Raw genomic sequence first — 14,319 nt, 5'->3', positions numbered from 1 at the left:
TTTCTATTTTTATGCATTATTCTAATACATTGAACCTTATACTTGACCTAAACCATACATTCTCAGCAATGTCAGTATGAAAAAATTCAGAGTTACAAGCTTATATAGATATTGGAGAAGGCGCATCAACCTTGATAATGAGCTTTTCCGGAGCATAAGAAAATGGGATTGGCGGGCGCTGTCCATTTGCTTTGTGACTGCATTTACATTTTGGATTTTCCATTCTTTAAATGAAGACCACACAACTAACATTGATATCCCTCTTAAAGTACAATATGAGCAAGCTAACATTGTAGCTTTGAGTACCCCTCCAAATCACTTGACAGTGAATGTGACTGGCAATGGCTGGGCATTGCTGAGTAAAAGTTTGGGTTTTAGTTTAAATACTTTGAACCTGGATATAGAGAATCCTGTCAACATCAATTTTGTGACGGGTAAGATGCTTTTACCTGAGGTAAATAGACTTTTAAAAGGATTGAAGGTTAATTACTTGATGGAGGATTCAGTGTTTTTTGACTATGATGAACTCGTTGATAAGTCAGTACCTCTCAAGGTTGATATTGCTTCTATCCCACTGGGTGAAGGTTATGAAGTAGTGTCTGATGTATTTATCACTCCTGATACGGTAAACTTTACAGGGCCAAAGTCCTTTATCTCAAAGTTGCCACCCGTTTGGACGATAGACTTGGATGAACACGAGCCTATTGAGGAAAGTTTTGATGAGAGTGTACCGATAACCAAGGCTAATCAGAAATATACTTCCGTGGATTATGCTGAAGTGAATGTAAGTTTTGAAGTGGCTTATATTGTAAAGGAAAGAGTACCAGCCAAACTGCGTCTGGTAGATTTCCCTTCCAATGTTGAGCCAGTTAACGAAACTGTATATATCAGTTATGAGATTAAGGAGTATGATATAATGGAAGATATAGATTCCTTAAATGTATGGTTGGAGTATAAAGATTTGAACAAAGCTGATACAACTATAAAACCAATGGTAACATTGGATGATCGCTTCAGAAATGTAACTGTATATCCTGAGCGGGTAAAACTGAGAATTAAAAACAAGAAAGATGAGTAAAGGTGTGCAGGTAGGGATTACAGGAGGAATCGGAGCTGGAAAAAGCCTGATCTGTAAATTCTTTAGGTTATTAGGGGTACCTGTATATGATGCAGACAGTATGGCCAAAGAGTTAATGGTTAAAGACCCAAATCTTGTAGGAAAGGTAAAATCTGCATTTGGGGATGATTCATACTACCCTGACGGTACACTTAACAGACAATACTTAGCCGGTCAGGTTTTTTCTGATTCTGAGAAAGTGAAAGTCTTGAATAGCTTAGTACACCCTTTGGTTGGGTTACATTACCAGGAGTGGGCTGCTTATTACTTGAAACATTTTCCTTATGTGGTCAAAGAGGCTGCCCTGATGTTTGAATCAAATAGTCATAAGTCACTGGATCAAGTGATAGCGGTAGTTTGTAATGAGGAGGAACGAATCAGGAGAGTTTTAAAAAGAGATCCTCAACGATCTGAAGAGCAAATTAAAGGCATCATTGCTAAACAAATTTCAGATAAAGAACGAGCTGCAAAAGCAGATATCATTATACACAATGATAACTCTGAGCTGGTGATACCAAAGCTATTGGCACTACATGAGCAGTTTTCTAATGGAAATTTATGAATAGCTGAACGTATTTTTATCTATATGTTAAAAATATGTTTTTTCAGGGTTCAATTTTAAATAAAGTCTGATTAGTTTCGCAGCACATTTCCAAAACTCTTGACTCAATGAAAAAGATAGAATCAGCGCTCATTTCCGTATTTTACAAAGACAATCTTGAACCAATTGTTAAACTTCTGCACGAGAACGGAGTAACAATTTACTCTACAGGTGGTACACAGAAGTTTATTGAAGAGCAGGGTGTACCTGTAGTAGCGGTTGAAGACCTTACTTCTTACCCTTCCATTCTTGGTGGTAGAGTAAAGACACTTCACCCAAAAGTATTTGGTGGTATCCTGAACAGAAGAGATAACGAAACTGATGTTCAGCAAGTGAAGGAATATGATATTCCAAACCTTGACTTGGTAATTGTAGACCTCTACCCTTTTGAGGAAACAGTAGCATCAGGAGCTCCACATGAAGATATCATCGAAAAGGTAGACATTGGAGGTATTTCACTGATCCGTGCAGCTGCCAAGAATTACAAAGATGTAACAATTGTATCTTCAAGAGAGCAGTACGGCGAGCTTGAGAATATCCTAAGAGATAAGAAAGGCTGTACTGAACTTTCAGACAGAAAGCGTTTTGCTGCAAAAGCTTTCGATATTTCATCTCATTATGATACAGCTATCTTCAACTATTTCAATGAGACGTTGCCAGAAGAAGAGCATATCATGAACTACAAGGAAAGCGTGCGTGAGTCAAAAGTTCTTCGTTATGGAGAAAACCCTCACCAAAAAGGAGCTTTCTTTGGTAAACTTGACGATCTGTTCAATCAACTTCATGGCAAGGAGCTTTCATACAATAACCTTGTTGATGTTGATGCTGCTATTGCGTTGATTGATGAGTTCCCAGCGGCTGAAGGTTCTGCATTCGCAATTCTGAAACACACAAATGCTTGTGGCGTAGCAACAGGTGATACGATCAAAGAAGCATACCTGAGAGCATTTGAATGTGATACAGTATCTGCATTCGGTGGTGTATTGGTTGCAAACCAGCCGATTGATGCTGAAACAGCAGGGGAAATTCATAAACTGTTCTGTGAAGTACTGATTGCTCCAGCATTTGATGATGCAGCTCTGGAATTACTGAAAAGCAAGAAAAACCTGATCTTGTTGGAAAGAAAGGAAACAGCAATGCCTAAGTACTTGTACAAGACATTACTGAATGGTGTTGTAGCTCAGGAAAAAGATGCTGTAACAGAAACTACAGAAGACCTGAAAGTAGTGACAAAAGCTGCTCCGACAGATGCTCAGGTAAAAGCACTCCTGTTTGCTAACAAAGTAGTGAAGCATACTAAATCTAATGCAATTGTATTGGCTAAGGATGGTCAATTGTTTGCAAGTGGTGTAGGTCAGACTTCACGAGTTGATGCGTTAAAGCAAGCAATCAAAAAAGCGAAGTCATTTAACTTTGATCTGAATGATGCAGTAATGGCTTCAGACGCATTCTTCCCATTCCCTGATTGTGTAGAGATTGCAGACAATGAAGGTATCAAGGCAGTCATTCAACCAGGTGGATCAGTAAAAGACCAGCTGTCAATTGACTACTGTGATGGGCATAATATTTCAATGGTATTTACAGGAATTAGACATTTCAAACACTAATTCTGAAAATATATCTGATTTTTAAGAAGGCTCCTTTCGAGGAGCCTTTTGTTTTTATAGTCATTGTCTGAGTAGATTAATCTTTCTACTTTGAATTTTAATAATCACATACAACCCTTAAACAATAAACATCATGTGGACAGAAGCTGATAATAAACTTAAGAGGACATTTAAGTTCAAAAACTTTTCAGAGGCTTTCGCATTTATGACCCGTGTAGCTATGTTGGCGGAAAAAATGGATCATCATCCAAATTGGTCAAATGTATGGAATACTGTAGATATTGAGTTAACGACTCACGATGCAGGAAATACGGTCACGGAAAAGGACAAAAAACTGGCAGCTGCAATTGATAAGCTAGTGTAAAGAAGTTATTAGATACAAAAAAGCCCAACTGAAACAGTTGGGCTTTTTCCATCATGTAACCAAGTATTTGATAATCGTCCTATATATATATATCTACGATTAAAGGAAAAAGAATGGGTAACCACCCTTTTCAATAATTTGATCTGCAATTGCTCTTCTCTTGCCATGAACATCCACAAAATCATATTTTGTGAAGCGTTTCACGCCCATCATCATCACTTTCATCTCATCACCTTTAGCAATAGCAGGAATAGCTTCTCTAGCAGCTGCAGCAATCTTCTCTGCAGCTTCTCTCATATATACTTCAACAGCATAGATGTTAGCCTTACAAGCATCCTCACCTCTCTGAGCAACCAGTTTTTCAGTTCTCAGCATTGCGGATTCTGCTGCATAGATTTCAATCAGCATATCAGCAATGTTCATCAGGATTTCTTGTTGGTTTGAAAGTTCAGCTTCAAAAGTTTGAGCGGCTTTACCTGCAACCATTAGCGCTGCTTTTTTCAGGCGCTTCAGCAAGTCTTTTTCAACATTGAAAAGCTTGGAAGCATCAATTGTTTCAAATGAAGGAATTGAAGTAAGCTCACGTGCCACATCCATTGCAGGAGTCATCACATCAAGCTCGCCTTTCATAGCTCGCTTTACGATCATACCTACAAGCAACATACGGTTGATTTCGTTTGTACCTTCGTAGATACGAGCAATACGAGCATCACGGTAAGCTCTTTCCATAGGAGCATCAGCCGAGAAGCCCATTCCACCGTAAACCTGAACCCCCTCGTCTACTACATAGTCAAGAGCTTCAGAGCCATGTACTTTCAGAATTGCACATTCAATAGCAAACTCCTCAATACCTTTCAGTTTTGCTTGAGCTTCATCCATGCCACTAGCAATCAGTTCCTCGATCTTGTCATCGATGTTCTGACCAGCTCTGTAACATGCTGACTCAACAGCATATGTTTTTATAGCCATTTGCGAAAGCTTGTGCTTGATAGCACCAAAGTTTGCAATTGACTGCTTGAATTGCTTTCTCTCTTTAGCATATTGTGTTGACAGCTCGATTACACGACGAGAACCATCCAATACACCTGCACCTAGTTTAGCACGACCAATGTTCAGGATATTTACAGCGATCTTGAAGCCGTTTCCTCTTTCTGAGAGCATATTTTCAACAGGAACCTTACAGTCGTTGAAGAATACTTGACGAGTTGAAGAACCTTTGATACCCATCTTATGCTCTTCATCACCTAGTGAAAGACCTTCGAAGTCTTTTTCAACGATGAATGCTGTCAGGTTTTTATCATCTTCGATTTTTGCGAAAACGATGAATACATCTGCAAAACCTGCGTTTGAGATCCACATTTTCTGACCAGTGATCAGATAGTGTTTGCCATCTTCAGTTAGAACAGCTTTTGTTTTACCTGAGTTAGCGTCTGAACCTGCATCTGGTTCTGTCAGGCAGTAACAGCCTACCCACTCACCCGTTGCTAGCTTAGATACATATTTCTTTTTCTGCTCTTCTGTACCGTAGTATAGGATTGGCAGTGTACCGATACCTGTATGTGCTCCATAAGTAGTCGAGAATGAACCAGCTGCTCCAAATAGATCGGCAATCAACATAGATGTGTTGAAGTTCATTCCCAAACCGTCAAGCTCTTCAGGTACTGAGATACCTAAAAGGCCTAGTTCACCAGCTTTGTCAAAGATTGACTTCACTAGTTCCCAATCATGGCTATCAATTTTCTCTGCATTAGGGGTGATTTCTTTTTCAATGAAATCTCTGGTTGATGCCCCCATCATTTTTTGCTCTTCGGTGAATTCTTCAGGGATAAAGATTTCCTCAGGATTACTTTCTCTGATAATGAATTCACCACCTTTAATCGCGTGCTTTTTTTCGGCGAATGTGTTCATTGCTTATTTGAGTTGTTAATGGTTGTTTTGAGTCTCTACAAGATATTCTGCATGCAGAGTATTTAGTGTCAAATAAACGGTGTTGTCCACCGTAATTATTGAGCTTTACCTTTGTAAGTATTTGTTATGCATGCATACCTTATTTGGACAAATATATAAAAAATATTATGCATGCATAATATTGGATGAAAAAAAATTTACCTCTTTACAGGTGAATACACCTTATATTATAATGTATTTGATATATGTTTCTGAAATAAATAACTGAATAAGGAGGGGATTAGTTTCGAGGAATAAGTGCAAAAAGTACACGAATATGACATGTAAGATAAAGTTTACCTCAGATAACGTGATAGTGCTAAAAGCTCATTCTTGGATACAATAAAAGCCTAGATTTCTATGCATAGAAATCTAGGCTTTTAACCGATTTATAGTTCACGAAACTTAAAACTAAGTTTACGGGGTGATGGAACAACTCCTCACCTTCATGCTTAAAGTTTCTTATTCTGCGCTTTCTTCAGCAGCATCATCAGCAGGAGCTTCACCTTCTTCTGCGTTTTCTTCCGCAGTAGCAGCCTCAGCTTCCGCTTTTGCAGCAGCTTCTGCCTCAGCTTTCGCTTTAGCCTCAGCTTCTGCAGCTTCTTTTCTCTTAGCTACACCAGCTTCCTGGTCTTTCTTGATAGCATCTGCTTTTGCTTGCTTCTGAGCTTCCAGTTCAGCAGCGTAAGAAGCATCTTTAGAAGCCATCCACTCTTGGAAGATTTTGTCTGCTTCCTCTTGAGTTTTAGCACCTTTAGCAACACCTACTTGCAGGTGTTTCTTGTACATAGCACCAGCTTTTGACAAGATAGTTCTTGCTGTATCAGTAGGTTGTGCACCTACCATCAGCCACTGTGTAGCCTTGTCTACATCAATGTTGATTTGAGCAGGGTGTACGTTAGGGTTGAAAGTACCCAGTTTCTCAATGAATTTACCATCACGTGGTGATCTTGAATCAGCTACAACTACGTTGTAAATAGGCTTTCTTTTTCTACCTTTTCTTGCCAGTCTGATTTTTACTGCCATTTCTTAGAATGTTTATCGAGGGATCACGTCCCTCAGTGAGAAATTATTAATGTGGGATCACGTCCCAAAATCGGCTGCAAATATACGTTATAAATTTAAAATTCCTTATATCAGATAATTAGAATGTTAAAAACATAGGTTTTATTTACTTTTGTGGACTTGATTGCTTTTGTATGAAGCCAAACAGCTTCAACAATAAATTTATGGGATGACTAATTTTGTTCACTTACATATATAATTAAAATATAATCCATCAACATGTCAGCAAACCTCATATTGATAATAGCCATAGTAGGGATAAGCCTTTACGCTTGGAGACAGCCTAACTTATACAGTAAAATGCTGATGCATCCTTACAGTATTAAAAATAGGAATGAGTTTGGAAGGTTTATCACATCAGGGTTGATTCACAAAGACTATGGACACCTGTTCTTTAATATGTTTACCCTTTATTTCTTTGGAGGTGTAGTGGAAAGCATCTTTGGAGCAGTAATGGGTAGTGCTCAACTGGGAAGTATTCTTTATATAGTACTCTTTTTTGCAGGAGTTGTAATCTCAGATTTACCTACTTATTTCAAGCATCAGAATGATCCTGGTTATAGTGCCCTTGGTGCTTCAGGTGGTGTGTCCTCTGTATTGTTCGCAAGCATTTTATACAATCCGATAGAGGGCGTTTGTCTATGGGCAATACTATGTATTCCAGGCTTCCTGTTTGGTGCTTTATACCTCATTTATTCATACTATGAGAATAAACGTAATGTGGGTAGAGTAAATCATTCTGCTCATTTCTATGGTGCCATCTTTGGTGTTGTTTTCGGTATTGCAATAAGACCGGCAGTTGTACCTTATTTTATTGACCAGATTTCTAATTGGTCTCTCTTCTAACAGAAATCAAGAAAAGTGACAGAACCATTACCTAAAGCTTCCTTTTTGAAGAGGAAGCTTATTGATCCCTTGTTGAACTTACTAAAGCAAGGGATTTCTCCACATAAGTTGGCATTATCAGTAGCGCTAGGAACAGCGGTGGGCGTTTTTCCCTTGTTTGGGACATCAACAACGATTTGTTTGATATTGGGCTTTTTGTTGGGGCTTAATCAACCAGCAACCCAGCTTGCTAATTATTTTGTATATCCACTACAGTTGATATTATTAGTACCTTTTATTCAGGTGGGAACACATTACTTTGGACCTGAAAGTTTTTCTATTTCAGCAACAGAGTTATCTGAGCAGTTTACAGCTGATTGGTTTGGAACAATACAAAGATTGGGAGGAGTTCTAATGGCTGCTGTATTGGCATGGTGTGTAACCATGTTGCCCTCCAGCTTTTTAATTTACCTAGTAACTAAACCAATATTTAAGAGAGTCGTAAGAAACTTTGACTCGACAAACCGAAATGAGGCAATATAAGTTAAGTTCTTTACAGACTTAACTTAATATATCAACCATACTAAACTGAATGACTTCAACCACTTATTCTGACAATTCTTTTGATTCTACTCTAATCAGCTGGTACCTAAAGCATAAGAGAGATTTACCTTGGCGTGAAACAACTGACCCATATAAGATCTGGTTATCTGAAATCATATTACAGCAGACCAGAGTCCAACAAGGGCTACCTTACTATGAGCGGTTTGTAGCTCAATATCCGACAGTCAAAGACTTTGCGGCGGCTCCACAAGATGAAATCCTGCGTTTATGGCAAGGGTTGGGCTATTACTCGAGAGCGAGAAATATGCATACGACAGCAAACCACATTGTTGATGAACTGGGAGGTACATTTCCGACATCATACAAAGAACTTTTAAAGCTAAAGGGTGTTGGTAAATATACAGCGGCAGCTATTGCTTCATTTGCCTTTAAGGAAAAAGTAGCCTCAGTGGACGGAAATGTGTACAGGGTTTTGTCTCGTGTATTTGGTATGGCTGATGATATTGCTAGTCCAAAAGGACAGCAGGCATTTTCAGAATTAGCGAATTCATTAATTTCTGAAGAACATCCTGACCTTTTTAACCAAGCTTTAATGGAGTTTGGAGCAATTCAATGTACTCCTGCTAACCCGAACTGCATGTTTTGTCCGTTTGCTCAAGAATGTGTAGCAAGATCAAATGGAGAACAGAGTAGTTTTCCTGTCAAAACAAAAAAGGTAAAGGTAAAAAAGCGTTTTCTTCATTACCTTGTCTTTGAACATAAAGGGATGCTCTTAATGAAACAGAGAAAAGGTAAGGACATATGGCAGGGTTTGTTCGATTTCTACCTGATTGAGAGGGATAAATTTCTTACATTTGATGCCTTAATTTCATCACTTTCTAGTGATGAAATATGGGGAACTGGTTTGTTAGAAACGGCGATGGATAATAATGTAAAAGAATCGCCTGATTTTAAGCATATATTGACCCACCAACGGCTATCCGTTCGTTTCTTTAAGGTTGAATTACCGAATGCAGAAAAACTACAGGAACTATCAAATCATTTGGGAATGAGTGTTTTATCAATAGATGAGGTAAATGATAGTCCGAAACCGATCCTGATTGAGAATTATTTGAAAGAATATATTTATTAAGTATTTTGTTTTAGTGATAGAAGCCTATTTATTCTTGGATTAAGCAAAGGATTTTTACCTTTAGTACCAAATAGATAGGAAATTCATAAACATAAAATTATGGCTAACGGAGTAAATAAAGTAATACTAGTAGGTAACCTAGGAAGAGACCCAGAAGTAAGACACCTTGAAAGCGGCACTTCAGTTGCTACGTTTCCAATTGCGACGACTGAATCATATACAGATCGTGATGGAAACAAGCAGTCTATGACAGAGTGGCATAATATTGTTCTTTGGAGGGGCTTGGCAACAGTTGCTGAAAGATATCTGAAAAAAGGAAGCAAAATTTATGTTGAAGGTAGACTCACTACACGCTCTTATGAAAAAGATGGTGTTACCCGTTATGTAACTGAAGTTGTAGGAAGAGACATGGTTATGTTAGATAACCGTACAGAAGGAGGCAGTAGCATGCCTGGCTATGAGCCACCAATGAACGAGCCGGCTATGGGTGGTTCTTCAAATGTTTCTCCAGTTTCAACTTCAACTGAAAGCACTTCATCTGGAAGTGATTCACTTGGAGGTGATGATCCTGATGATTTACCGTTCTGATTTTTTATATTTCAGGAAAATGGTATGCTTTTATCTCTGAAGTATACCATTTTCCAATATATGTTTAACTAAACTGTTAAAGCTTTGGCTGACACGATTGATGGTGATTCGGTCCAGCAGTTGATGTTCCTGATGACGAGCATGCTGTCCGATCTACCTTATTTTAGTATCCTGATCACCTTATTTCTCCTATTGTTATCAGGATTAATATCAGGGTCTGAAGTTGCCTATTTCTCCCTTACCGCTGAGCAGATTAAACGCTGTAAAAACAGTGAGGATGCTACTGAAAAGCGGGTTTTTAAACTATTGCAAAATCCAAAAGACCTTCTGGCTACAGTACTGATTCTGAATAATCTAGTCAATGTAGCTATTGTTACACTCTCCACTTATATTTCATGGGATATAGCAAGCAAGATGGGTATGGAAAAAGATGCCCCTATCATCTTGTTTTTCATGACAGTTGTTGTCACGGCAGCGGTGGTGTTTTTTGGAGAGATTGTACCAAAAGTTTATGCTTCTCAGCGAAATCTGCGTTTTGCAAAGCAAGTGTCAGGCATTATATCAGCAGCAATTACAATGCTTAGCCCTATGGCATCAGGGTTAACCTTTTTGGGTGATTTTGTAGAAAAACTACTTAAAAAGAAAAAGAAGATTGAGGTATCAGTCAATGAACTTAATGAGGCTGTAGAAATTGTGACAGCTTCCGAAGATACAATCAATGCTGAAGAGATTCTGAAAGGAATTGTAAACTTTGGTTCCATGAGTGTGAAGCAAATTATGCAGTCACGAATGGACATTGAAGCAATTGATATCTCGATGGATTATCACCATGTAATGGATAGGATCAATAAGAGTGGTTACTCGCGAATCCCAGTTTTTGTGGATAGTATTGATAATATACATGGTATCTTGTACATCAAAGACCTCCTCCCCTACTTGGATGAGGAAGAGCATTTCAAATGGCAAGATAAAGTGAGGAGAGATACATTCTTCATTCCTGAAAACAAGAAAATAGATGAGTTGCTTAGAGACTTTCAGGAGAAGCGTGTTCATATAGCCATCATCGTTGATGAATATGGAGGAACAACCGGACTAGTCACACTTGAAGATATCATTGAGGAAATTGTTGGTGAAATCAATGATGAGTTTGATATGCCGGATGAAATGGGGTATAAAAAACTTAGTGATGCTAAGATGGTGTTTGATGGTAAAACATCTTTGCTTGATTTCTGTAAGGTAACAGGTGTTGACCCTGAAATAATGGGTGAAGCTAAAGGAGTGAGTGAGTCGTTGGGAGGTTTGATGCTGGAGTTGTTCCGGAAAATGCCTAACACAGGAGAGCAGGTTAGTTTTTCCAATCTAATATTCAAGGTAAAAGCCGTTGATAAGAAAAGAATAAAGATGATTGAAGTGACTTTCAAGGACAGGGTAACCAAAACATCTAAAGCAAAGGTGCATGGATAAATAGCCTTGATAAATTTAATCCAAAAGCCACAGGCACAGTTTTCGATGCCTGTGGCTTTATTTATTTTATAAAAACAGGGTTTTAATATCTTTGTAGAGTTAAGGAGCTGATAATAACGAATTGGAGATGAGAATATATAAAAGAGTATTGCAGTGCATGCTATTATTATTGGTAGTGGCTAGTTGTAGTAAGAAAGAAGAAGGGTATGTGCCAAAGCCAAGAGGTTTTCAGAGAATTGTATTGCCAGAACATGTATATCAGGCATTTCCTGATACAGGCGAATTTGTAAACTACCCTTACAGGTTTGAGTTATCAAAATTCAGTACGATTGTACCTGATACGTCGTTTATGACAGAGCCTTATTGGTTTGAGTTATACTACCCGAATTTTAAGGCATCTATTGACATATCCTATAAGCCAGTTCCTAATTATGATTCATTGATTGGTTATACCAATACAGCAGGAAAACTGACTTTTAAACATAATGTGAAGGCTACTGCTATAGAAGAGTCACGAACTACAACACCTAATGGAGATGTTGCAGTTATGTTTGAGTTGGAAGGGGAAGTACCTAGTCAGTTTCAATTCTTTGTGACAGATTCCTCACAGCACTTTTTTAGAGCGGCGCTATATTTTCCTACAGCGACAGCAAATGATTCGTTGGCTCCTGTGATTGACTATATGAAACAGGACATGATACATATGATTAATACGCTCAAGTGGAAAAAGTAATCTGAATAGAGGTATATGATACTTTAAGAAGATGGTATCATATACCTGCTTTTTTAGCCGTTTACCGATTGGATATACTGCCATAAAACAATACCAATACTTACAGAAATATTTAGTGAGTGTTTGGTGCCATACTGAGGAATTTCAAGACTCATATCAGCAAATGAAACAACCTCATCATCTACACCGAATGCTTCATTGCCAAATACAAATACAACCTTCTCTTCTTTGGAAGGGTTAAATTCATTGAGCATTACACTGCCTGTAGTCTGTTCCACCACAATGATCTTATAGCCCTCTGCTTTTAATTGCTTAAGTGCATCTAGTGTATTGTCATGATACTCCCAAGTAACCGTTTCTTGCGCTCCTAAGGCAGTTTTGTTGATATCTCTATGAGGTGGGCATCCTGTAATACCACATAGCAGAAGTTTTTCTACAAGAAAGGCATCAGATGTTCTGAAAGCAGACCCAACATTATTAAGACTTCTCACATTATCTAGTACTACTACTGCAGTATGTTTATCCGTAGCTTTGAACTCTTCTACCCCTAGTCTGTTGAGTTCTTCCATTGAAAGTTTCTTCTTGCTCATATCAGATTTTGCCCCTTAAAATCAATTGAAATAAAATATTACTATATCAATAAATGATTTGAATTATTAGCTATATTTGATTGATAATCAGTTATTTGTTTTATAGTGGTAATGGTGGTTTTCTCCACTTTCGAGCTTCGATTTTATTGATGGCTAGCTCTCTATTACTATACAAAGTCTGATACGTTTCTTGATCATTCATTAGTAATAGATCTTTTTCCATATATGTATAAATGATCTCAACAAAACCTTTTAGTTCATCTTTGATAGAGTAAAAAGTCCATTGGTCAATTTTTCTTGAGGTCACCAGACCTGAGTTTTTTAAGTAGATCAGGTGTCTAGATGTTTTGGTCTGGGTGAAGTCAAGTACCAATTCTATATCAGAGATACACATCTCATTATTTCTATACAATAAATGCATAATCCGTGTTCGGGCTTCTTCACTGAATGCTTTCAGTATCTGTGTCCCGATCATTAGGTTGAAGTGCTTTAGTTTCATAGGTCAATTTTACCTTCTTATATTTTAAATATTCTCTTAGTCGATTTTACAAATGTAACCTTCTTGAAAATAATATCCATTTATTTGTTAAAACGCATTTCCAATTATTATAAGTTTATTGCAATAATTCCCTGTAATTGAGATATTTGTTGGTTAATTCACATTCTTATTATAGGTCTGTTATATATGTAACATTCTGGTAGTAAGTTTTCTATATTTGTAATTGCATAAAACGCAAAGGCTTTGGATAAAGTAGTAAAGATTGGCACACGTGGAAGTAAGCTAGCATTATGGCAAGCTGATTATGTAGCAGAACTGTTACAGAATGAGGGTGTTAAAACCGAAACGGTCATCATTGAAACAAAAGGAGATAAGATCCTTGATAAGTCTTTGTCCAAAATAGGAAGCAAGGGAGTATTTACAGAAGAGTTGGAAGAACAACTTCGAAATGGGGGTATAGATATAGCTGTGCATAGTGCTAAAGATATGCAAGCAACTTTGGATGAAGACTTTAAGCTCATAGCTTTTACAGAGCGTGAACAAGTGAATGATGTAGTTGTTAGCTATAATAAGAATCTAAAAATCAATACTACAGATAAGGTTGTCTTGGGAACGTCTTCTGTAAGAAGAGTCGCAATGCTGAAGCATTACTATCCGAATATTGAGGTAGTGGATGTAAGAGGTAACTTGCAGACTCGAATGAGAAAAATGGAAGAAGGACTGTGTGATGCATTGGTACTTGCTTATGCAGGTGTACACAGAATGGGCTATGCAGAGCACATTGTACATCATTTTTCTTTGGATGAATTTACGCCAGCAGCGGGACAAGGCAGTGTAGCGATAGAGGCGAGTAGCAACATTGACCCTGCTTTGGAAAGAGTTATCCGAAAAGCCGTTAACAATGAGGATGCTGAATATAGGCTGAGAGCAGAGAGGGGTTTCTTGAAAAAGCTTCAAGGTGGCTGCAGTATTCCTGCTTTTGCGTTAGCATCTTTGGATGGAAATGAACTTTCTATAACAGGAGGATTGGTGAAGCTTGATGGAAGTCATATCATTCGACACACAAAGTCAGGAGACAAAATGCAAGCAAAAGAGTTGGGCAGGGAAATAGCTGAAATGGTATTGAATGATGGAGGTGATAAAATTTTAGCCGAAATCAAATCATCTAAATAACTTTCATCTACAACTTGTAGTTATTCAGTTATTATATTGACTTGCTAACT

15 protein-coding genes are annotated in these 14,319 nt (G+C 37.9%); 11 read left to right on the top strand and 4 right to left on the bottom strand.

Annotated features, from left to right (window positions below):
- Positions 1–76 precede the first annotated feature (76 nt).
- The 4 genes from V6R21_RS28795 (at position 77) to V6R21_RS28780 (ending at position 3,689) form a co-directional block, all read left to right on the top strand.
- The gene (locus tag V6R21_RS28795; RefSeq protein ID WP_334246955.1) at positions 77–1,078 is read left to right on the top strand and encodes a YbbR-like domain-containing protein; all 1,002 of its coding nucleotides are present in this window, start codon (positions 77–79) and stop codon (positions 1,076–1,078) included.
- Positions 1,071–1,679 (top strand): dephospho-CoA kinase, encoded by a 609-nt coding sequence (coaE, locus tag V6R21_RS28790; protein WP_334246954.1) that lies wholly within the window; start codon positions 1,071–1,073, stop codon positions 1,677–1,679. Before V6R21_RS28795 ends, coaE begins: the two co-directional genes overlap by 8 nt.
- A gap of 107 nt (positions 1,680–1,786) precedes the next feature.
- Complete coding sequence (gene purH, locus V6R21_RS28785; RefSeq protein WP_334246953.1) at positions 1,787–3,325, top strand: bifunctional phosphoribosylaminoimidazolecarboxamide formyltransferase/IMP cyclohydrolase; 1,539 nt, start codon at positions 1,787–1,789, stop codon at positions 3,323–3,325.
- Positions 3,326–3,458: 133 nt separating this feature from the next.
- Complete coding sequence (locus tag V6R21_RS28780) at positions 3,459–3,689, top strand: 4a-hydroxytetrahydrobiopterin dehydratase (protein ID WP_334246952.1); 231 nt, start codon at positions 3,459–3,461, stop codon at positions 3,687–3,689.
- 99 nt (positions 3,690–3,788) lie between these two features.
- Here V6R21_RS28780 and V6R21_RS28775 read toward each other — a convergent pair whose 3' ends face one another.
- Together V6R21_RS28775 and V6R21_RS28770 are read right to left on the bottom strand one after the other, a co-directional pair.
- Positions 3,789–5,597, bottom strand: coding sequence for an acyl-CoA dehydrogenase family protein (locus V6R21_RS28775; RefSeq protein WP_334246951.1), 1,809 nt, complete (start codon positions 5,595–5,597; stop codon positions 3,789–3,791).
- 501 nt (positions 5,598–6,098) lie between these two features.
- The gene (locus tag V6R21_RS28770; protein WP_334246950.1) at positions 6,099–6,662 is read right to left on the bottom strand and encodes a 30S ribosomal protein S16; all 564 of its coding nucleotides are present in this window, start codon (positions 6,660–6,662) and stop codon (positions 6,099–6,101) included.
- 258 nt (positions 6,663–6,920) lie between these two features.
- Here V6R21_RS28770 and V6R21_RS28765 point away from each other — a divergent pair, with 258 nt between their 5' ends.
- The 6 genes from V6R21_RS28765 to gldD all read left to right on the top strand — a co-directional run bounded on the left by V6R21_RS28765 (position 6,921) and on the right by gldD (position 12,007).
- Complete coding sequence (locus V6R21_RS28765; protein ID WP_334246949.1) at positions 6,921–7,547, top strand: rhomboid family intramembrane serine protease; 627 nt, start codon at positions 6,921–6,923, stop codon at positions 7,545–7,547.
- Positions 7,548–7,562: 15 nt separating this feature from the next.
- Positions 7,563–8,069: a DUF2062 domain-containing protein gene (locus V6R21_RS28760; protein ID WP_334246948.1), complete on the top strand. Its 507-nt coding sequence runs from the start codon at positions 7,563–7,565 to the stop codon at positions 8,067–8,069.
- Between the two features lie 49 nt (positions 8,070–8,118).
- Positions 8,119–9,222, top strand: coding sequence for an A/G-specific adenine glycosylase (mutY, locus tag V6R21_RS28755; RefSeq protein ID WP_334246947.1), 1,104 nt, complete (start codon positions 8,119–8,121; stop codon positions 9,220–9,222).
- A 99-nt stretch (positions 9,223–9,321) separates the two neighbouring features.
- A complete protein-coding gene (locus tag V6R21_RS28750) occupies positions 9,322–9,810 on the top strand; it encodes a single-stranded DNA-binding protein (protein ID WP_334246946.1) in 489 nt (162 codons plus the stop codon).
- Between the two features lie 84 nt (positions 9,811–9,894).
- Positions 9,895–11,274, top strand: a complete 1,380-nt coding sequence (gldE, locus tag V6R21_RS28745) for a gliding motility-associated protein GldE (RefSeq protein WP_334246945.1) — start codon at positions 9,895–9,897, stop codon at positions 11,272–11,274.
- Positions 11,275–11,401: 127 nt separating this feature from the next.
- Positions 11,402–12,007, top strand: coding sequence for a gliding motility lipoprotein GldD (gene gldD, locus V6R21_RS28740; RefSeq protein WP_334246944.1), 606 nt, complete (start codon positions 11,402–11,404; stop codon positions 12,005–12,007).
- Between the two features lie 53 nt (positions 12,008–12,060).
- Here the strand turns inward: gldD and V6R21_RS28735 are convergent, their stop codons facing one another.
- Both V6R21_RS28735 and V6R21_RS28730 read right to left on the bottom strand, forming a co-directional pair.
- The gene (locus tag V6R21_RS28735) at positions 12,061–12,597 is read right to left on the bottom strand and encodes an RNA methyltransferase (RefSeq protein ID WP_334246943.1); all 537 of its coding nucleotides are present in this window, start codon (positions 12,595–12,597) and stop codon (positions 12,061–12,063) included.
- Positions 12,598–12,697: 100 nt separating this feature from the next.
- Positions 12,698–13,096 carry an ArsR/SmtB family transcription factor gene (locus tag V6R21_RS28730; RefSeq protein ID WP_334246942.1) on the bottom strand — a complete coding sequence of 133 codons (399 nt, stop codon included), beginning with the start codon at positions 13,094–13,096 and terminating at the stop codon, positions 12,698–12,700.
- 243 nt (positions 13,097–13,339) lie between these two features.
- Between V6R21_RS28730 and hemC the strand changes: the two genes are divergently transcribed.
- On the top strand, positions 13,340–14,269 hold the full coding sequence (gene hemC / locus V6R21_RS28725; RefSeq protein ID WP_334246941.1) for a hydroxymethylbilane synthase: 930 nt from the start codon (positions 13,340–13,342) through the stop codon (positions 14,267–14,269).
- Positions 14,270–14,319: the final 50 nt, after the last annotated feature.

The organism is Limibacter armeniacum, from assembly GCF_036880985.1.
In the GTDB taxonomy this organism is placed as follows: Bacteria; Bacteroidota; Bacteroidia; order Cytophagales; family Flammeovirgaceae; genus Limibacter; species Limibacter armeniacum.
Note: the sequence above shows the minus strand (reverse complement) of the source record. Positions and strands in the feature narration are given on the sequence as shown.